The 20,300-nt window shown below is 53.3% G+C and carries 20 protein-coding genes; 3 read left to right on the top strand and 17 right to left on the bottom strand.

The genetic code is table 11. The features are described 5' to 3' along the window. Positions 1-30: 30 nt before the first annotated feature. The 5 genes from lpdA to VE954_RS05615 all read right to left on the bottom strand — a co-directional run bounded on the left by lpdA (position 31) and on the right by VE954_RS05615 (position 4,759). Positions 31-1,434 carry a dihydrolipoyl dehydrogenase gene (lpdA, locus tag VE954_RS05635; RefSeq protein WP_324950543.1) on the bottom strand — a complete coding sequence of 468 codons (1,404 nt, stop codon included), beginning with the start codon at positions 1,432-1,434 and terminating at the stop codon, positions 31-33. A 5-nt stretch (positions 1,435-1,439) separates the two neighbouring features. Further along, positions 1,440-2,681 (bottom strand): 2-oxoglutarate dehydrogenase complex dihydrolipoyllysine-residue succinyltransferase, encoded by a 1,242-nt coding sequence (odhB, locus tag VE954_RS05630; RefSeq protein WP_324950541.1) that lies wholly within the window; start codon positions 2,679-2,681, stop codon positions 1,440-1,442. A 241-nt stretch (positions 2,682-2,922) separates the two neighbouring features. Next, the gene (locus tag VE954_RS05625; RefSeq protein WP_324950539.1) at positions 2,923-3,753 is read right to left on the bottom strand and encodes a hypothetical protein; all 831 of its coding nucleotides are present in this window, start codon (positions 3,751-3,753) and stop codon (positions 2,923-2,925) included. 9 nt (positions 3,754-3,762) lie between these two features. After that, positions 3,763-4,107, bottom strand: a complete 345-nt coding sequence (locus VE954_RS05620) for a hypothetical protein (RefSeq protein ID WP_324950537.1) — start codon at positions 4,105-4,107, stop codon at positions 3,763-3,765. A gap of 139 nt (positions 4,108-4,246) precedes the next feature. Further along, the gene (locus VE954_RS05615; RefSeq protein ID WP_324950535.1) at positions 4,247-4,759 is read right to left on the bottom strand and encodes a polymer-forming cytoskeletal protein; all 513 of its coding nucleotides are present in this window, start codon (positions 4,757-4,759) and stop codon (positions 4,247-4,249) included. 77 nt (positions 4,760-4,836) lie between these two features. Between VE954_RS05615 and VE954_RS05610 the strand changes: the two genes are divergently transcribed. Beyond that, entirely contained in the window at positions 4,837-5,544 is a 708-nt protein-coding gene (locus VE954_RS05610; protein ID WP_324950533.1) for a hypothetical protein, read from the top strand. A gap of 78 nt (positions 5,545-5,622) precedes the next feature. Here VE954_RS05610 and VE954_RS05605 read toward each other — a convergent pair whose 3' ends face one another. The 7 genes from VE954_RS05605 to VE954_RS05575 form a co-directional block, all read right to left on the bottom strand. Further along, positions 5,623-5,943 carry a hypothetical protein gene (locus VE954_RS05605; RefSeq protein WP_324950532.1) on the bottom strand — a complete coding sequence of 107 codons (321 nt, stop codon included), beginning with the start codon at positions 5,941-5,943 and terminating at the stop codon, positions 5,623-5,625. Between the two features lie 86 nt (positions 5,944-6,029). Then, complete coding sequence (rpsI, locus tag VE954_RS05600; protein ID WP_324950530.1) at positions 6,030-6,422, bottom strand: 30S ribosomal protein S9; 393 nt, start codon at positions 6,420-6,422, stop codon at positions 6,030-6,032. A gap of 13 nt (positions 6,423-6,435) precedes the next feature. After that, the gene (gene rplM / locus VE954_RS05595; RefSeq protein WP_324950528.1) at positions 6,436-6,876 is read right to left on the bottom strand and encodes a 50S ribosomal protein L13; all 441 of its coding nucleotides are present in this window, start codon (positions 6,874-6,876) and stop codon (positions 6,436-6,438) included. Between the two features lie 190 nt (positions 6,877-7,066). Continuing rightward, a complete protein-coding gene (gene asnS, locus VE954_RS05590; RefSeq protein WP_324950526.1) occupies positions 7,067-8,452 on the bottom strand; it encodes an asparagine--tRNA ligase in 1,386 nt (461 codons plus the stop codon). Between the two features lie 35 nt (positions 8,453-8,487). Next, positions 8,488-9,768: a glycosyltransferase family 1 protein gene (locus VE954_RS05585; protein WP_324950524.1), complete on the bottom strand. Its 1,281-nt coding sequence runs from the start codon at positions 9,766-9,768 to the stop codon at positions 8,488-8,490. Between the two features lie 2 nt (positions 9,769-9,770). Then, entirely contained in the window at positions 9,771-10,952 is a 1,182-nt protein-coding gene (locus VE954_RS05580) for a glycosyltransferase family 1 protein (protein ID WP_324950522.1), read from the bottom strand. Between the two features lie 164 nt (positions 10,953-11,116). After that, positions 11,117-11,776, bottom strand: coding sequence for a hypothetical protein (locus tag VE954_RS05575; protein ID WP_324950520.1), 660 nt, complete (start codon positions 11,774-11,776; stop codon positions 11,117-11,119). A gap of 155 nt (positions 11,777-11,931) precedes the next feature. Between VE954_RS05575 and VE954_RS05570 the strand changes: the two genes are divergently transcribed. After that, entirely contained in the window at positions 11,932-12,714 is a 783-nt protein-coding gene (locus VE954_RS05570) for a glycerophosphodiester phosphodiesterase (protein WP_324950518.1), read from the top strand. Next, positions 12,662-13,585 carry an alpha/beta hydrolase gene (locus tag VE954_RS05565; RefSeq protein ID WP_324950515.1) on the top strand — a complete coding sequence of 308 codons (924 nt, stop codon included), beginning with the start codon at positions 12,662-12,664 and terminating at the stop codon, positions 13,583-13,585. Before VE954_RS05570 ends, VE954_RS05565 begins: the two co-directional genes overlap by 53 nt. Here the strand turns inward: VE954_RS05565 and VE954_RS05560 are convergent. The 5 genes from VE954_RS05560 to VE954_RS05540 all read right to left on the bottom strand — a co-directional run bounded on the left by VE954_RS05560 (position 13,539) and on the right by VE954_RS05540 (position 20,272). After that, positions 13,539-14,531 (bottom strand): nitronate monooxygenase, encoded by a 993-nt coding sequence (locus VE954_RS05560; RefSeq protein ID WP_324950513.1) that lies wholly within the window; start codon positions 14,529-14,531, stop codon positions 13,539-13,541. The genes VE954_RS05565 and VE954_RS05560 overlap by 47 nt on opposite strands. A gap of 85 nt (positions 14,532-14,616) precedes the next feature. Next, the gene (locus tag VE954_RS05555) at positions 14,617-15,996 is read right to left on the bottom strand and encodes an L-serine ammonia-lyase (protein ID WP_324950511.1); all 1,380 of its coding nucleotides are present in this window, start codon (positions 15,994-15,996) and stop codon (positions 14,617-14,619) included. Positions 15,997-16,084: 88 nt separating this feature from the next. Next, positions 16,085-17,182: a 50S ribosomal protein L11 methyltransferase gene (locus VE954_RS05550; protein WP_324950509.1), complete on the bottom strand. Its 1,098-nt coding sequence runs from the start codon at positions 17,180-17,182 to the stop codon at positions 16,085-16,087. Positions 17,183-17,327: 145 nt separating this feature from the next. Further along, on the bottom strand, positions 17,328-19,100 hold the full coding sequence (locus tag VE954_RS05545; RefSeq protein ID WP_324950507.1) for a glycoside hydrolase family 5 protein: 1,773 nt from the start codon (positions 19,098-19,100) through the stop codon (positions 17,328-17,330). Between the two features lie 137 nt (positions 19,101-19,237). Then, positions 19,238-20,272: an aldo/keto reductase gene (locus tag VE954_RS05540; protein WP_324950505.1), complete on the bottom strand. Its 1,035-nt coding sequence runs from the start codon at positions 20,270-20,272 to the stop codon at positions 19,238-19,240. Positions 20,273-20,300 lie beyond the last annotated feature (28 nt).

Raw genomic sequence — 20,300 nt, 5'->3', positions numbered from 1 at the left:
CTCTTGAATCCTTCTTCAGTGAATGACCCGTTAACTATGTAATGATCTCTTATCCACAGCCAGAGCTGCTTCTTTAATAACTTCAGCCAGGGTCGGGTGGGCGTGAACCGAACGGGCCACGTCTTCCGCGCTGGCAGAATATTCAAAGGCCATCGCCAGCTCAGCAATCAATTCGGAGGCAAAAGGGCCCACGATGTGCGCTCCGAGCAAGCGATCGGTCTTCTTATCCGCAATCAACTTCACAAACCCTTCTGTTTCACCAAAGGCCATGGCGCGGCCGTTGGGAGCAAAAGGAAATTTACCGATGTTCACTTCAATGCCTTTGGCCTGGGCTTCCTGCTCATTGATGCCAATGGCAGCCACTTCAGGCCAGGTATAAACAACATTCGGAATGGCTTCGTAATTCATGTGGCCTGGCTTGCCGGCAATGATTTCCGCGCAGGCTGCGCCTTCCTCTTCGGCTTTGTGGGCCAGCATGGGGCCATCAATCACATCACCGATCGCATAGATGCCGGCGACGCCGGTTCCGTAGTGCCCATCGGTTTTGATCTTGCCATTCTTCTCGGGTGTGATGCCGACTTTGTCGAGACCCAGGTTCTTGGTAAAGGCGCGACGGCCTACAGCCACCAGAACCTTGTCGCAGTCGATATTGACCGTGTCACCACCCTTGTCGGCCACGACCGTAAGTTTCTTGCCGCTCTTCTTCAACTCCGTGAAGCGGGCTTTTTCATGGAATTCCATGCCTTCCGCGCCCAGAGTTTTTTTCATGACGCGCACCACATCCTTGTCCATCGTGGACAGAATGCTGTCAGCCGCTTCAATGACGGTGACTTTGGCACCCAGGCGAGCCCAAACGCTACCCAGCTCCAGACCGATCACACCGCCACCGATCACCACCAGATGTTCGGGCACAGCTTCAAGGGCCAGCGCCCCGGTGGAACTCAGGACCTGCTTTTCATCAAAAGGCGCGATAGGAATTTCAATCGGCTCCGAGCCGGTTGCAATAATGGTATTTTTCGTCTGCAGGGTTTGCTCGGTCCCATCGCTCATCGCCACCTTAATGGTGTTTTTGTCGATAAAGGAACCGAAGCCCTTCAGATAGGTGATCTTGTTTTTCTTCATGAGGAATTCAACGCCGGTCGTCAGTTTTTTAACAATGGCGTCCTTGCGTTTCATCATGACGTCAAGATTCAAGCTGACCTTATCAACCATGACACCATGATCTTTCAGCTTGTGCTTCGCGTGTGAATAATTTTCGCTCGACTGCAACAGCGCTTTGCTGGGAATACAGCCGACGTTCAAACAGGTACCGCCCAGAGTGCCCCGGCCCTCGATCACAGCCGATTTCAATCCGAGCTGGGAGGCGCGAATGGCTGCCACATAACCTGCGACACCGCCGCCTATCACCACCACATCAAAATTAGTTTCCGCCATATCCCTTACACTCCAAGCAGCAGACGGGCTGGGTCTTCAATGTTTTCTTTGATCTTCACGAGGAAGCCAACCGCTTCCTTGCCATCCACAATGCGATGATCGTAGGACATGGCCAGATACATCATCGGCCGAATCACGATCTGACCGTTCACCACCACAGGGCGGTCTTCGATCTTGTGCATGCCGAGGATAGCGCTTTGCGGTGGATTCAGGATCGGTGTCGACAGAAGACTGCCGAACGTTCCACCGTTCGAAATGGTGAACGTTCCGCCCGCGAGGTCATCGAGCGAAATTTTACCGTCACGGCCTTTTTTCGCAAAATCCATGATCGAACCTTCGATCTGGGCAAAACTCAATTTATCGACATCGCGTACCACGGGCACCATGAGACCACGCTCGGTCGAGACCGCAACGCCGATATCGTAGTAATCATGATAAACAATATCAGTCCCATCCACGTAGCCGTTGATGGCTGGAAAATTTTTCAAAGCCTGGACAGCGGCTTTGACAAAAAAGCTCATGAAGCCCAGGCCAACGCCGTGAGTTTCCTTGAAAGGATCTTTATAGCGCTTGCGCAGCTCCATAACCGCGCTCATATCCACTTCGTTAAAGGTGGTGAGCATCGCAGCGTTGTGCTGAGCTTCCACCAGACGCTCGGCAATGCGCTGGCGCAGGCGGCTCATCTTCTCGCGACGTTCGGTGCGAGCCCCGCTTGGCGCCGCGGCTGCTGGAGCTGGAACTTTGGGAGCCGGAGCTGGAGTTGCCGCAGGCACAGCCGGCTTGGGGCTCTCCATATGCGCAACCATATCATCCTTGGTAACACGACCGCCGCGGCCACTTCCCGCGATGGCTGATGTATCGACTTGATGCTCAGCCGCCATGCGCGCGACGGCTGGACTTTGAGGACGAGGATCACTGCCCGCAGCTGCTTTGGCAGCAGGCGGCGGGGGCACAGCAGGGGCCGCAGTTTTGGGTGCAGCAGCAGCAGGAGCTTCTGCAGCAGGAGCTTTGGCAGCGGTATCGATCGAGGCGAGGATTTCACCAACAGCAATCGTTTCGCCTTCGTTCTTTTGAATGGTCAAAGTCCCTTCAGCTTCGGCAACGATTTCGACAGTGGCCTTATCGGTTTCGATTTCCACCAAAACCTCGTCACGCTTGACGAATTCGCCGGTCTTTTTGCGCCATTTATAGACCTGTCCTTCTTGGACGGATTCTCCTACGACCGGAAAACGGACCTCAAATGCCATATCGTCTCCCTACATGCTTGGGTATTGGGCGGCAGATGTTCGCCATGATTCTAAAAGTTGGCTTCAGCAGACCCTGCCAGCAGAATGAAATAGCAACTATAGGCCAAACAAAAAAGCCAAAACAGACAGAGGCACCCGGTTTCTATATTACCGTGCCGCAGCCCTCCGTGAATCGGCAGTTCCTGCCCAAAAAGCGCGACATCCACCTTTGGGATGCCAGTTATGCATAAGATCAGCTGTTCTACTCAGGCTTCTGATAATTTTCCAGAATCTTGCCAAGAACGCCGCGATGATAATCCGGACGAAGGTCCTGGTTATCCTCTTCCAGAATATACAATTCGACCTTGTGCTCGCTAGCGGCCAGAGAGTTTCTAAACTGCGTGGCTTGATGGGGGCTGACCTGCGAGTTTTTGCCGCCATGATAGAGATAGATCAATTTGGGTAGGCCGCTTAAATCCCATGCGGCGGAACGCTTTTCCGCGAAGTTCGGGTCATCGCTGCCCGGCATGGCTTTCACGCGGTCGAGCAAACTCTTGTCAGCGCTGTCTTTCGCTGTTATTTCCCAATCATAAATCCCATTGCCAATGATCAGAACCTTCCAAGGATACTGCCTGGCCAAACGCAGAGCCAACACACTGCCCTCGCCCATCGACCAGAGGCCTTCCAGTCGCCTATTATCTTTGGCCAAAGAATCCACGGTGGTCTTGACCTGACTGAGGGCGGTGTCGTCGCCCAGGGTTTCCTTTTCAGGCCGATTGATGGCCATTACATTCAGACCACGATTCATAAAAGCCAAGGCTGGAGCCGCTTTGCAGACTTCATCCTGGGTCCAGCCTTGAGGTCCTGGATTGATCAAAACCATGAACCCCGCGGCCGGGCTTTGCGTGCAGGTAAACCATGTGACCTTGCCGCCACCACTCACGGGCTGCTGGCCCTGGGCGGCAACGTATTTGGGAGGTCCACCCCGATCCGTGATGGGATCCACAGTGACTTTATCTGAAAACACCGACTCGTTGCTGGTACAGGCCGTGAGCTGCAAGAAACCAAGGAGCGCGAGATGGAGGGGTCGCATGCAGAATCCTTAATTCGGGTTCTCATAAAACACATAGTTCGTCGCGAAATCACTGATCTCGAAATAGACTTTCTTTTCGTCTTCATCGGCGACCAGATTGAAGTTCTTATCCATAACGCCATAGCCAAAGCGATAGGCGCGGGATTCGCCGCTCATGCCCTGGCCTGTCGCCGTTGCTGTTGTTAATTTATCAATATTTATAAAGCGGTACATCAACTTCCCATCACTGATGATATCCAAAACGCCGTTGGTACCGGTCCAGTTTTGAACACTTCGGGAAATCTTGTTCTGAAATTCCTGAGTACATCCACTGAAACTGAGAGCAAGCAAGGAAAACGTTACAAGCCTTTTCATGGCGTCCTTCCACGGCAAAACAAATGATGAGACCTGAAATGGGTCTATCACGATAATGCCGAGGGGATGGAGGCGCGGCAAGAAAATACCGAAATCCAGGTTTCCAAAGGAAACCTGGAACGATAATAGCCGTGTGACTTCAAAGATTGGCGCTAATTTCAGGACCGTTCATGGCAAGGTCCACTTTGGTCAGCTCGTCAGGACGGATCGCGCCGCCTAAATAAGGTGGCGTGTAGGTCTTGCTGTTTTCATGGGTGCCCTGACGATCCATAATGCGATTCGGGTCCATGGTGGTGCGGCCGTTAAACTGCGCACCTTCCTGCACCACGAGCACGGGCGTGATGATATCGCCTTCAAAGACACAGGTGGGACTCAGTTCCACCTTGCCGTGAGCTTCCACAGTGCCGCGCAGATGACCCTGAATCACGATATCCTCAGCTTTGACTTCAGCCGAAATCATCGCTTCCTCTTCAATGATCAAAAGGCCTTCCGAAACGATCTCGCCATCGACCTTGCCGCCGATGCGGGTCGAACCCTTGCAATAGAGTTTGCCCGAAAAATGACAGCCGCTGGTGATAATCGTCACCGCATAGTCCTTCGGATGATCCTTTTTCCCAGGGCCCGCGCCCCCTTTTTTCTGCGGATTAAACACGGCTGAGTCTCCTATTCAGTTTCCATTGAGACTTGTTCATAATAGCAAATAAGATTTGCCAGCGATGAGAGAAAAAAATGCCGAGTTTCCTGCACCAACCGAGCTATGAAGATTTCCCGCTGCGCCTCTCTCAAGGCCTTTGGCAGCACAGCAGTCGCTGGGAGCCCACAGATTTTGAGTATTTCGCCCGGGAGCGACAGTCCTACCCTCAGCAAATATTCGCACGACCCAAACTCTACCGCCACAGGCGTCGCAAGACCCCTACTCTGGATGCTTACTGGATCTATAAGGACGAGGAAACGGGTCCCGCCAAAGGCTGGGCCGAACTGCAATCATTCCCCAATAAGCACTTTGGCAAAGGCTTTGTCTTTTTCGCGTTGAGTGGAGTCGCCGATGATATCGCCCAGGAAGCCCTGGTGGCCTTGACAAGCCTGATCTTCACCTTAAGCCGGAATGATCATCTGCATATCATGTCGGCCGACCAAAGCCGCACGATGATCGATAAGCTCTCGCTTTACACGGGGACGATCGAAACCCTCACCAGCCTGCCCGTGCACGCCTGGCATCCAGCCTCGGGCCCCATGCAGACCTTCCCAAGCCTTGAGGTGGATCGCAGCAGCTGGCGCAATTGCACCGATCTGCAGCAAACCCTGCGTTCGATGAAGCATATTGAAATGCGCCTGGAGCGGCTGGATCGCCTGGAGAAGGGAAAGCCCAAAAAGCGCAAGAAAAGGCCATTCCTGGTGCGGCTCTTCAAACCTAAAGTTGATGATTCACTGTTCTGAGGTTGGGAAAAAAGGTCAGTAAAAAGCCAGCGCAGACCCGAAAGTCCCGCTGGCTTTAATGGATTGCTGGATTCTCAATCAGGCCTGGGCTTCCGGTACAACGAAAGCTGTGCCATCCTTTGGGTACCACTTAAGCAGGGTTTCAATCATTTCATGAGCCTGTTTTGCGCTCGAAATATTGAATTTACTCTGCTGACGATAAACCCCGTTACGCTTCTGGTAACGACGAATCGAAACTTTAGGCGGGCCGTAAGCATCCGTATTTTTATCCAGCTCCTGGTAGAGGAACATGATCGTGGTCCAGCTACCGCGGGTCAGGATATTTTTATCCAGCTGCTTGACGACAACCTTATCGTCTTCTGTGTACTCGATATCTATAGCATCAATGGTTTCAGCCATAAGAGCACGGTCCTTCGCGCAAGAGCAACGGCGCTAAGCAATGCTTGAGCGCCGAAACGAAACCCAAAAATCTCGAACAGCCAAAATCAGCGCTTCGAGAACTGGAAGCGAGCGCGTGCGGATTTAAGACCGTACATTTTACGCTCTTTCTTCCGCGAGTCGCGGGTGATGAGGCCTTGAGCCTTCAGCACTTTGCGGTACTCAGGATCCAGCTCGGACAGGGCCCGGCTGAGAGCGTGACGGATCGCACCGGCTTGACCGGAAAGGCCGCCACCCATTACGTTCACGAGAATATCGTACTTATCGACGTTGCCGGTCAGTTCCAGAGGTTGACGAACAACCATCTTGGACGTGGCGCGCAGGTAATACTCTTCAATATCGCGCTTGTTGATCGTGATCTTGCCTTTACCTGGCTTCAGGTAAACGCGAGCGATCGATGTCTTACGCTTGCCAACAGCATGAATAGCTTTGGTTGCCATGATCGGTCCTTCCTTACTTCACGAGTCGAGCGGGAGCAGCAACGGGCTTCTGAGCGTCGTGGGGATGCTCATTGCCTGCATAGATTTTCACGTTATGGAAAACCTTGCGACCGAGTTTATTATGGGGCAGCATGCCGCGCACAGCGTGTTCAAGAACGCGCTCTGGCTTGTTTGCGAGCAAATCCTTGGCCACAACAGCCTTAATACCGCCGATGTAACCGGAGTGGTGGTAATAGAATTTGTTTTCAAGTTTACGGCCTGTGAACACGGCTTTGGAGGCATTCACCACCACGACATTGTCACCGTTGTCCAAGTGAGGGACGAAGCTTACCTTGTGCTTTCCACGCAGAATGTATGCGATTTGGGAAGCCAATCGGCCGACTGACTGACCGGTAGCGTCGATCAGAACCCACTGCTTTTTGATATCAGAGGGTTTAATGCTCGTGGTCTTCATGGAATAATACTCTCCAGTTTGTCCAGCAATCTAAAATACTCGTATCGATCAGCTGCCAACGTGGAAACTGCGTATCCTTTGGCAGCTCTTGCTCATGAGCCATCGCCCCACAAGGCGATCCTTATAGAGGCACGGACTATATCTGATAAACTCAATCCAGGTCAAGATCTTGTTCTTCACCCATTCCAGGTCAAAACGCAACACCCTGCGGGTAACGCGGGAAGGGAATTACATCCCTGATGTTGGCCATACCTGTGACATACTGCACAAGGCGTTCAAAGCCAAGACCAAATCCTGCGTGAGGACAACCGCCGTAGCGACGCAAGTCCGTATACCAAGCCAAATCGTCTGGATTGATATGCACTTCGCGCATCCGCTGTTCCAAAACGTCGATGCGATCTTCACGCTGTGACCCGCCAATGATCTCACCAATGCGCGGCACCAGAACGTCCATGGCCGCCACAGTCTTATTGTCGCGGTTCAGGCGCATGTAGAACGCTTTGAAATCCTTGGGATAATCCGTCACGATCACAGGCTTTTGAAAGACAGTGTCCGTCAGATAACGTTCATGCTCGGTTTGTAGGTCAATGCCCCACGAAACCGGGAACTCAAATTTGACCTTGGCCGACGTCAATTCCTTCACAGCATCGGTATAGCTGATGCGACCAAAGGAATGCTCACCGAGATCCGCAATCTGTTCCGGTGTCATATTTTTATAATGCTGACCCAGGAAGCTGAGCTCCTCGGGGCAACGACGCACGATTTCGCGGAAGAGAAAGCGCAGGAATTCCTCAGCCAGGACCATGTCATCCTGAAGGTCGGCAAAAGCCATCTCAGGCTCGACCATCCAGAACTCGGCAAGGTGGCGCGTGGTGTTGGAATTCTCGGCTCGGAAGGTGGGTCCAAAAGTATAAATGTCACCCAAGCCCAGAGCCATGGCCTCGCCGTTCAGCTGACCGGAAACCGTCAGGTTGGCCCTTCTCCCAAAGAAGTCCTGCTTGAAATCAATGCCACCCTTCTCATCGCGAGGCAGCTTGGTCAGCTCCATCGTCGTGACCTGAAACATCTCGCCCGCGCCTTCGGCATCGGACGCGGTGATAATAGGCGTATGGGCCCACTGAAAGCCGTGACTTTGAAAGAATTCATGGACCAGGACAGCCAGCTGGTTACGCACGCGATAGACCGCACCAAAGGTGTTGGTACGACCGCGCAGATGAGCGATGTCGCGCAGAAATTCCAGCGTGTGACCCTTTTTCTGCAAGGGATAATCTTCCGTGCAGCCGCCCAGGACTTCCAGCTTGTCGACGTGAACTTCCCAGTCCTGGCCTTTGCCTTCAGACTTCTTCAAAACACCATCGACTCGGATGGCGGCACCTGTGCTGACTTCTTCGAGCTTCGCATAGCTCGGATTATTGGCATCAATCACAAGCTGCAAATCACGCTGGCAGGAACCATCATTCACCACAACAAAGGCGACATTCTTGGACGTCCGCTTGGAACGAACCCAGGCGCGAACTGTAACGGATTTTCCGTCCCGACCCTCTTGCAGAATATGTTTGACTCGTTCACGTAGCACGGTCTTATCCCTTCCCTCTGATGGCAAAGCTTGAGTCATAGTTGGGCAGTTCCTCGTGGCTGTAGGACGGCTGGGGTCAGAGTCGGGGCCTGACTTCGCAGTCGTGGGCGTTCGGTCTGACCTTCGGCCGTTTGCTGAATATAGCGCTCTTCCCTTTTGATCATCTGCTGCCACTTTTCAAAAGGTATGCAGGCATCCCCACGACCTTCGCCCGTTTCGCAGTAAACTTCGTAATATACCGCCAGCACATTTCTGGCAACTCTGTACCAGTTGAACTTCTTCACCTGCTCGAATCCACGGCGGCGCATTTCCTCACGCAGGCGTCGGTCACGAATCACTCGCGCCAGAGTTCCAGCCAGTTGAGCGCAGTCATAAGGACTAACCATCAGCGCCGCATCACCGACCACTTCAGGCAGAGAACTCGTATTGGAGGTGATCACAGGCGCACCACTCGCCATGGCTTCCAAAGGCGGTAAACCAAAGCCTTCATAGAGGCTTGGATAGGCCACGACCAGCGCGTTGCGATAATGCTGTTTCAATTCCTCGTCACTGACGAAGCCTTTGAAAATGACGTCATTATGAAAATGTTTGATCTGCAGGCGCACCGCGGCAAACAGCGGACTTTCCCCACCGATCAAAATCAGCTTGGTTTTCAGGTCCGGATTATCCGTCCTCATTTGCTCATAGGCTTCAATGAGCGTCGCAATATTCTTCCTCGGCTCCAGCGAACCGACGTTAAGAATATAATCGCCTTCCTCTTCCACCCGTCGATCGCGAACAGGCTCCGCGCCAAAGGTTTGATCCACTGCCCAATAGATCAGCCGCACTTTGCTGGCATCAACCTGATAGAACTGCAAAAGGTCATTGCGGGAATTGTTGCTGTTGGTGATGATCCGGGTCGCGCGTTTGGCCAGCCGCGGGATCGCCACATTGTAAGCCGTATGGAAGAGGTAGCTGTACCACTGCGGATTCACCACAAAACACAGATCGTGAATGTGGACGATGGACGCGCCTCGATAGAACAGCGGAGCCATGTTTGCCGGCGAATGCAGGATATCCACTTTGTGCTTGCGGGCCAGACGGGGCAGCACAAACTGTTCCCACAGATGATTGCGCAGGTTTTCACCCGTCTTGAGTCGGCTGGTCACCAGCTTGACGTTGGGATAATTCCATTCCTTGGCCTGCTCTTCGCCGGTGAAGAGAATGTATTCGTTTTCCCGATCGATCTCGAAAAGGGTTTTAATTAAATTATAAGCAGCCCGTTGAACGCCTGTTCGCTTGGCCACCAAAAAACGCCCGTTAATACCTATGCGCACTCTTAACCTCGCTCGCATCCAGATTCATTCCGCAGGGGGGCCGTCGATGCCAGCGCAGCTGTGGCTGGATCCGAGCTATCAGACAGTGGCTGCTGTTCGCAGAGTTCGTACACCTTCAAAGTTTTTTCGATCATCTGATCCCAGGAAAAACGTCGGGAGTGAATCAGACCTTTGTGATGCAGGATATCGCGCAGACCGCGATCATAAACACCCTGCTCCAGGGCCGAGGCAATCGCCTTGTAATCGAAGGGATTGGCAAAGATGGCATTGTCACCCACCACCTCAGGCAGACTCGAAGATCGAGCCACAACCACCGGCGTCCCACAGGCCAGAGCTTCCAGCGGCGGCAGACCAAAGCCTTCATAAGTGGAAGGATACACGAACAAATCCGTCAGAGAATACACGGCTGGCAGATGGCATTCCTCGATGAATTTGGAAAAATAGATCAGATGTTTTTTGCCATAATTTTCGGCAATTTTAATCAAATTGGCGTCGGTTGGGCTGGCCAAAACCAGAGGCACATCGACATTGGAATAGCAGTAGGCCCGCACCAATTGATGGACGTTTTTATGCGGTTTATTGTTGGACACGCACAGAATGAATCGCTCCGGCAACCCATAGATATCGCGAACATATTCCAGGTATTCGCGATCCAATATCGGCCGGTAATCTTCCGACACGCCGTTATAAGTCACAAATATTTTTGAAGGATCCAGATTCAACGTCCGGACGATTTCCTTTTTGCTGAACTTGCTGACCGTCAGGATAAAACGCGAGCGTTTGATGCTGCGACGGACCACAAGCTGGTAATACATCTGGTGAAACAGGGTATAAAACTGCGGCAGGACCATATGGTTCAGGTCGTGAATGGTCATCACCATCGAGCAGGGCACGAAGATCGGCGCTACGAACGATGGCGCATGAAACAGGTCGATATGCAGCTGGCTCAGCAGTTTCGGGAGTTCCCGCTGCTCGCTCAAACTGATCCAGTGCGCCTGTGCAGTCACCAGTTGAATGTGATCGGGCCAGGCTTCATTGCAAAGCGGTGAACCACGATTTACAAAAATAAAAAATTGATGCCGTGAGGGACCAGTCTTTAATCCATTCAACAGCTGAAAAACATAGCGCGCGATGCCATGCATGCTGCCCTGCTTGATCATCCGGGCATCGATTGCAATCCGCACGTTTTCCTCCTCAACGCTTACTCGAACGCCTCATTCTCAGCCAATGGCAAAAGTCTAGCGAGGCGCCGTACTAAAGACCAGCAACAAATGAAAAGCGCAGGGGGACCGCGACGAATCACGGTCCCCCTGGGAGGTTTCTAGTCCAGATTGGCAGTGATGAATTCTTAGAAAGCCAAGCCGAGTTCAATACCGGGCTCTAAATGACTCATCATGCGGCGCTGCAGCGAGGTCAGGTCCTCGGCAGTCGTGGTCACGGTGCCGCTGGCCTCGGCATCCTTCATCGTGCTTTGGAAATGGCGAAGCCCGATATAAGCACCCACCGACAAGGGGATGGACTCAGCCACGTAACGATATCCCGTCCGCACCTGGGCCGTGGGGCCGGCGCCGCTCAGGGAGTGGCGGACTTTGCCATCGGCATTCAAGCTGGCGCCCTGGATGTCCTGGTTGGCTGTCGGCGTTTGATCCCAGTAGCCCTTCACCTGACGATAGCCAAGGCCGATCGTCCAGTAGCCACCGGACAAGGACTTGGGCTTGCTGTACTGGGAATACAAAAGAGCCACCTGCGAACCCTTCATCATGAGGGAATCGCCGTTTTTCTCTTCGATTTCTTTATCTGAATACATTTCGCTTTCACCCATCATGTTCAGCTCAAGGCCCAGCGAACCATGGCCGCGCAGGTTCCATTCCGCCTTGGTCACCGACTCACCGCCGAATGCAATTAAAGGCAGCGTCAGGTTCATCGATTTATTATTATCAGCAGCATGGGCTGCTGATGAAACCATAAAAATGGCCAAACATAGTTTCCAGCCAGCGTGATTGCGCATGGGAGACTCCTTGAAGAACATGAGAGGGATCGTCACTCTGCTATTGTACAGCTCTGTTTGGCAAACGAAAAGACACCCGGCAAACAGCGTTGAGTTTGGGGCCAAATCACGTTAGGCTTGGAACATTGATAAAGTTCAGGAGGAGCATCGTTCCGATGAAAGTCATAGCTCACCGCGGCGCCTGCACAGAAGCTCTGGAAAACAGCTGGGATGCTTTTCGCAAAGCCGTGGAAGCCCAGGCGTTTCGCATTGAATTGGATGTTCACCTGACCCGGGATGGGCAGCTGGCTGTGGTGCATGATGAAAGTCTCGAGCGCACCGCTGGCGTCAAAAAATTGATAGCCGACATGACCCGATCGGAAGTGGAACGCACGGTGAAATTAACCAATGGCGAACCTCTACCCTTTCTGGATGATGTGTTGACGGAACTCCTGCCCCAGATTGAATTCAACGTCGAAGTGAAAAGTCCCGGGCATGCCACGGTCGAAGCCCTGGCGGCGCTGATTCATAAACAGTCCCAGGCCCAAAGAATCATCGTCTCGGCCTTTATGGAACCCACAGTATCGGCTTTTTCCCGCGAGTATCCCGAACTTCGAAATGCCTATCTCTGGGATAAAAGTCTTTGGTGGCCGCTGGCCTTTCAACTGGGCCCGAAAAGTTTCATGACCAAAAACGCGGTTCGCATCTTTCATCCCGATGCGGCGCTCGTCACACCAAGCATGGTGAGGCAAATCAAGCTCGAAGGCTGGGAAATCTATCCTTATATCAGCCTGCGCCGGGAAACGAATCGCGAACAGCTCTGGTCCTATCTGATGACCGTCGGTGTTGACGGTCTATGCACGAACTATCCGCGTGAAATGCAGCTGTGGCTGCAGGAGGCTCTGGATGACTCCAACCGTTTCAGCAGCAATAGCCAACTGGCACAAATCAAGCCTTGATTCACCCGTTGATGGTATTCCGATTCGCTTCGCGTATCTTAAGCCGCATCGTCCGGCAACTCAGGCCGTGCTGATTTTAAATGGCCGCAGTGAATGGATCGAAAAATATACCGACCTTCCCGATTGGATGGACCTCGGTGATGATACGCTTTGGGTCACGATGGATCATCGCGGTCAGGGAGAATCCGGCGGTCCACGCGCTTACGTGTCCAGCTACGAGGATTATGCGTTGGACGCGGCGGCTGTGTTGGATGCCGTCGCCGAGAACCTGCCCTATGCGATCGTGAGCCATTCGATGGGTGGTCTCGTGGCTCTTTATGGAACCCTGCACGGACACCTTCAGCCGCGAGCTCTGGCTTTAAGTTCTCCGCTTCTGGCTTTACCCAACTCACCCTTGCCCCGCACCTGGGCCAAACCCATTGCGCGTGTCATGGCCAAAACACGTTACACGCATCAGCCCACAGGCGCCGGCGGACAGAAACGACTCAGGTTCAGCGGCAATCCGTTGACGCGCTCCTTGGCAGGATTCAATGTCGTCTGCCAATCCCCATTTCCCTTTATTTCCCCGACTTTCGGCTGGGTGGAAGCCACGTTTGCAGCCTGTGATTCCATTTTGCAAGCGGACAGAATTAAGACTCTGACAACTCCGGTTCGCATCATTGGCGGCAGCCACGAAAACGTGATTGATGCCTCAGGGTGGTCGACCTGGTGCATGACCGCCGCTCGCGAAACCCGGACACCCATCGAATTCTTTCGGGTGAATGGCGGGCGCCACGAACTGCTCAATGAAATACCGAGGATTCGCCAGCAGGCGGTGGGACTGCTCAGGTCCTGGCTCCAGCAGCACCTTCTGCGACCAGATTCTCAATGATCTGGGCAACGGCCTGGATTTCATGAATCCCGCTCACGCTTTTGCCAGCCTGGAAGAATTCCTTATAACCTGCTCCCTGCTGCAAACTCTGTTTGAGCTGCCACACCGAACGCAGGCTGTAGAACATGCGGGCATAATGCTTGGTGCGCGCGTGGTTAAGCAGGAAATTTTCCAGGCCACTGACCTGTGAACCACGATTTTTCATATAATCCGTGTTAATCACCGCAACCGGCACACCGCTTATCTTTTTGGTCAGGATAATATCCTCTTCCTTGGCCGACAGGATCGCCTGCTTATAATCAGCATGCGCCGTGCATTCCTTGGACGCAATAAACCGCGTCCCAAGCTGCACGCCCTGATAGCCCTGGCTCAACGCCTTACGATACTGCCCGCCATCACCGATGCCACCGGCACAGATCAAGGGCACACCAAATTCCTTGAGATCCTGAAAAAGTTTGTCAGGTGGGTGATTGCCAGCATGACCCCCGGCGCGATTGTTCACGCAGATCAAACCATGCACGCCGGCATCCATGGCTTTCTGCGCCCAGGATTTCGCCGTCACATCATGAAAGATTTTGGCGCCGGTGCCTTCCACGCGTTTGACCACCCACGACGGATTGCCAAGCGCGGTGATGAAAAACCGCACGCCCTCTTCCAAAGCGATATCAAGCCACTGCTGATTTTTTTCGAGATACTTCTGGGAGGATTTTTCGATCAGAAGGTTCAAACCAATGGGATTGGGAGTCAGCGTGCGAATATAGCGCAAACCCTCGCGAAAACCATGTTTGTGAACGTATGTAAGCGAAATGGGCTGCACCACACCGATGCCACCCGCGGCGGAAACCGCGGCCACCAGCTCGGGATTGCTGCATGGATACATGGCCCCGCCGATGATCGGGTGTTTGATGCCAAGCATTTCGGTAAACAGTTGTTGAGCAGAGGACATGAAGCCTTCCTTTCCCTATAAACTTTGCGAGCAGCTCCAATTTTTGTACCGGAGGGTCTCGCAAAGGTACAGAAGGAAAAGCAGGCTAGCACTCGATCACATTCACGGCGAGGCCGCCTCTTGAGGTTTCCTTGTATTTGTCCTTCATGTCAGCGCCGGTGGCCCGCATGGTTTTGATCACGGAATCCAGCGAGACGTGGTGAGTTCCCTCACGCTTTAGAGCAATACGACTGGCATTAATCGCTTTGATGGCGCCCATGGCATTGCGTTCAATACAGGGAATCTGCACGAGACCCCCGATCGGATCACAGGTCAAACCGAGGTTATGCTCCATGCCGATCTCGGCGGCTTCCTCGATTTGCGACGAACTCCCTTCCTGGGCCGCCACCAGCCCACCAGCCGCCATGCTGCAGGCGACGCCCACTTCCCCCTGACAACCGACTTCGGCTCCGGAAATTGAGGCATTTTCGGCATAAAGAATGCCGATGGCCGATGCTGTCAGCAGGAAACGATAAACGCCTTCCTGATCCGCACCCGGATAAAATTCCTCGTAGTACTTTAAAACTGCTGGAATGATCCCGGCCGCACCATTGGTCGGCGCCGTCACCACACGGGATCCCGCCGCATTCTCTTCATTCACAGCCAACGCATAAAGATTGACCCAATCCAGAATCGACAGAGGATCCTTGAGCGCCTTCTGCGGATTTTGCGTCAGATCCTTGAAGAAATCCGGAGCCCGCCGCTTGACCTTCAGACTGCCGGGCAGAATGCCACTATTGCGACAGCCGCGATCGATGCAGTCCTTCATGGTGAGCCAGATCTTATCCAGGCCCGCACGAATTTCGGCGTCCGTGCGCCAGGCTTTTTCATTTTCAAACATGATGTTGGCGATCGTAATATTATCGGTGCGACTGAATTCCAGAAGTTGCGCCGCGGAATGGAAAGGATACTTGAGCTGGGTGGTATCCTTCTTCAGGCGGTCTTCCTTGGCCGTATCCTCGTTCACCACGAAGCCGCCACCGATCGAATAGTAGACGCGGCTATGCAGCTCTTTATAGTTGGCATCAAAGGCAAGAAAGCGCATGCCATTGGAATGCAGCGGCAGAACTTTTTTGCGGAAAAAGATGATATGTTTTTTGGGATCGAATTCGATGGGGCGCAGCCCCTTCAAATAAAGGCGCAATTCGCCTCGAATCTTGTCCAGCTTGCCGTCGATGGTTTCAGGATCCACCTGATCCGGCTGTTCACCGGAAAGTCCGAGCATGATGGCCTTGTCGGTGCCATGCCCGATACCGGTCAAAGCCAATGAGCCGTAGAGTTCACAGGTCACCGACGCCACCTGGTCGAAGACGCCTTTTTCTTCAAGGCCCATCAGAAAGCGATGGCCTGCGCGCATGGGACCGACAGTATGCGAACTTGACGGACCTATGCCGATTTTAAATAAATCAAAGGTACTGATTGCCATGGATTCCCTCACGCGACACCCGATAGTTCGAGTGTACCTGACACCTACAGAATTGTAAGGTGGGCAGCAAGGAATAAGCAGGCAGGCCTCAGTCCACGCCGAATTCCTGCTTATGCTCAAGGCCTGATGAGGCCAGTCGCGTATGCAGCTGCACCCGCAAGAGCCGCGCATAGTCTTCGCGTCGGAACACGGCATATCGAATGGACACGCTCTCCTGGACCTGGGGCTGCAGAGGCGGCTGAATCATGAAAACAGTCTGGCCCCAGTGCGTCGCGCCCTGAGCATCGGGTGCTGTATCCAGTTCAATGGGGTTATCCGCAGGATTTTCGGGCGAACCGCGGAAGGACACATCAAACCAACCACAGATGGCCTCGATCGGCTGCTGACTGTGAAGAGCGACAATTCCTTCTCCCGACACGCCGGCTTTGAGTTCATCGATCGTAATCTGATGCATATCAAGGCTGACGGAAGCCACGGGTGCACTCAGCAGTTGATCCGGATGCACTTCGGCCCACTCGCCCCCACCCAGATATTTCTGCTTTTGTTCCACCATGTAAGGCTGCGATAGCACATCCATATCGATGTTATAAAGGTTTTTCATATCGAGCAGGAACCATTCCCAGTGTTCCATCACGCGATCGTAATCTTCCTTCCGTAGCGCGCTTTCTTCCGTTTTGATCGGCGCCCAGAACAGTCGGGCGTGCGACGGATACATGGCGCCACCCGGCTTGAGGAAGCGATCGCGGGCGACCAAAACTGAATCCAGCATCGTCTCCCGCAGCAGAAGATAGCCCATCCATTCACTGACAATAATGTCGACTTTTTCAGGGAGTTCGACGGTTTCCATCGTCCCCTGAATCACCGTGACAATATTCTGCAGCTGGTTCACTTCAACGAGTTTACGGGCATGCTCAGCCATCGACGTGGCTTCAACCGCATAGACTTTACGCGCTCCCGCTCGGGCGGCAAACATTGCCAAAATTCCCGATCCGGTTCCAACATCCAACACAACCTTGCCTTCAAACTGGCGACGGTTCTTAACGATGGCGTGATAGTAAGCGGTCGTCCGCTTGTGATCCTCAAGCATCGACCTTTGATGGGAAATAAAAGAATAGGATCGGAAATAACGTAGATAGTCCTGCTCATCCGGACTCTGGCCTTGCAAATGTTTTTCGGAACCGCTCATTGACTTTAATCCAAGGTATAGTGACACAGCGACAGACCGGGAATCCTATATGAGTTGAGTTGAGGCTTTTTTTCAAGGACAAAAAAAAGAAGCACGTCTGGAACATGCTCCCTTGTGTCCGCTCAACGAGCGTCGGAAATTTTAATCACAGGGTGCAGCAGAGCAGGGCCTGAACCCTGCCACCCTTATGGGCGTAGCCAGCCACGTAGTCCTGATCCCCACATTGGCCTTTGTATGAAGAGGCAGCCCAATCCCCACCGCGCGGGCTGAGGCGTTGATCACCTTGGCTGAAATCCACCGTACGGCAGCTTGTGCTCAAAGGGCGATGAGATCGGGCGCACAGCAGTCCCACGGCACGACCCTTGTCCTGGGCATACCCCACCGCCATCATATCCAGGGGACATTCATATTTCGTTGAACCGGGCGCCCAGTCAGCAATCTTATGGGGTCGCGCGGACGTTTCCACCCAGGCTTCGGTATGGAAATCGGCAGCGGTGGCCCAAGGATTGGTCTCGGTCAAATGCCCACACAGCAGCCGATGGTCCTGGCTTAAACCCATGATGCGGCCGCCTTCCGCACAGGAACCTTTGCGCGTATAAGGCAGCCAGTCACCAGCACGAGAGCTTAAATTTTCATCACGGTCACTCACAGCCAACCGACTCCAATGATCCCCAGGAAAAGGACCTGCCGCGGATGGCGCTTGCACAAGACGCGAGAGATCCTCATAACGCCAATCGTTATCCAGGTTGCGCGAATAATCCTCACTGACGAGGCCATAACCTTCGTAGTTGAAGGGCCAGTAGGCAAAATCCAGATCCTTGTCGATCAAATACCGCACGAGATAGGAAAACCAGGCACGCGACGCAGGATCGCTTTCGTTGGCAGCCGCTCCAAACTCACTGACCCAAACCGGGGCCGTAAAATACTGATCATGATTCACGACGTAACCAAACTCACGCTCCATCGTGGACCGCAGGGTCGCTTCATCCATCTGCCCGTAACGCGTTTGGCCCGGCGACGTCTTATCATCACCGGTATGATTCGGACCTGTAAATGAATAATTATGAGCGGCATAAACCAGTCTATTGGGAACGTTTAGATTGACCGGACGATCGCTGACAGGTTGCAAATGCGGGCGTTCCCCAGAACCGATCAAAGGAATTAAACCCGTCCAGTTGATGCCTTCGACGATAATCAGGAGATCCGGATTGATAGCCAGGATGCGATTGCCAGCATCCGTGGCCGCCTTGTGCCAATCATTGGAGTCCCCTTTGCCCCAGTTCGGCAATGCTGGCAGAAAGGTATTGCGATACTTACCGGTGCGAACCTCATTGCGAAGATCAGCACCCACCACCAGCTTATTATTTCTATAGCGTTGGGCGAGCATCAACCAATCCTGCACCCATTGTTCCGTCGACTGCGCATAAGTGCTGGCGCCTTCGTTATGCCAAAGACCATTGCTATCGAAGTTGCAGCACCATTCGGAACTGGTCGTGTGATTGTTAAGCACCACGGTGATACCGCGATCAGTCAGTCGTTCAATCACGCGATCAAAAGCCTGGAGCGGGGTCAGGCCCAGAAACTCAGGATTGGCGGCGACAGCCGCATCAGGCACGGGGTTCGTGGCATGAAGCATCTGATTGGAAAATGGCAGACGAACAGAATTGAAGCCCCAGGCTTGTAAAAGGCTAATGATATGATCGAGCGGCTGCCGATCCAGACCTTTGAGAACCTGCTGGTCATGATGAAAGCCATACCAGTTGGCCGAACGCAATTTGTAGCGCTCGCCTTCACTATCCACGACATAGCGTCCGGCCGTCCGCAGTGGAAAACGGGTCGCTTCCGCGACCTGAATGCCACTGATCCACATGACTAAAACAATCCCAAGTCGCGCCATTGGACTACATGCTGCTCGCATCGTTGAACCCCTCGTGTCCTGCTTGATTTTTCTTAGGTTTAGCAGGCCGGCCGCACGAGAGCAAGTTGAGGAATGGCGAATTTCAAACGGCAGACGGCGCTCAGACGCCGCCTTAAACTATCCACGTCAGGCTTGTGCTACTCCTTGACTGGGGCTTGCGCCCGATACTGACCTTGAAAGGCAATCATCCAGCCCGGATATTCAGGGGGCAGCTGACTGACTTCCTGCAGAATAGCCAAATCCTCATCGGCCAGACGCACGCGCGTGGCGGCAAGATTATCCTCAAGTTGCTCCATGGTCCTTGCTCCAACGATCACAGTGCTGACCACCGGTTGATGCAAAAGCCAGGCAATCGCGACCTGAGCGACCGACGCATGATGACGTTCGGCGATCGGGCGCATAGCCTCCACACAGCGGAACGCTCGCGCTTTATCAACGATAGGAAAATCAAATGAGGTTCGGCGCGCTCCTTCCGGCCCCTGGCCATCAGGCTTATATTTGCCGCTTAAAAGTCCGCCTGCCAAAGGACTCCAAACCATCACGCCCAGCTTTTGATCCTGGGCCAAAGGAATAACCTCGCGTTCAAGATCCCTTCCGGCGATGGTGTAATAGGCCTGCACCGATTCAAAGCGAGCCCATCCTCTTTTATCCGATAAAGCGAGCGCCTTCATGATTTGCCAGGCTGCCATATTTGAAAGACCAATGTAACGAACCTTGCCCGAGCGAACGAGATCATTCAACGTCGCCAGAGATTCCTCCATGGGTGTCAAGGGATCAAAACCATGGAGCTGATAGAGATCAATGTGGTCGAGCTGCAGCCGCTGGAGACTGGCATCGATTTCATTCATCAGGTGATAGCGTGATTGCCCACGACCGTTGGGTAATTCATTCATGATGCCTGTGGCCTTGGTGGCAATCACCAGTTGATCGCGTGGCAGTCCCAAATTTTTGATGGCCTGTCCCGTCATGGTCTCGCTGGTCCCAAGGGAATAGACGTTGGCGGTATCGATAAAATTGATACCGACATCAAAAGCTTTTTTGATTTGCGCCGTCACGTCATCAATCTGCAGGCGCCCCATGCGAGCCCAATGTCCGGTGCCACCAAAGGTCATGGTGCCCAGGCAGAGTTCGGAAACATAAAGTCCAGTCTGACCCAGTAGGTTATAACGCATACACACTCCTTCCAGTAAGACGCGGATA

It is taken from the genome of Oligoflexus sp. (genome assembly GCF_035638955.1).
Taxonomy (GTDB): domain Bacteria; phylum Bdellovibrionota_B; class Oligoflexia; order Oligoflexales; family Oligoflexaceae; genus Oligoflexus.
Note: the sequence above shows the minus strand (reverse complement) of the source record. Positions and strands in the feature narration are given on the sequence as shown.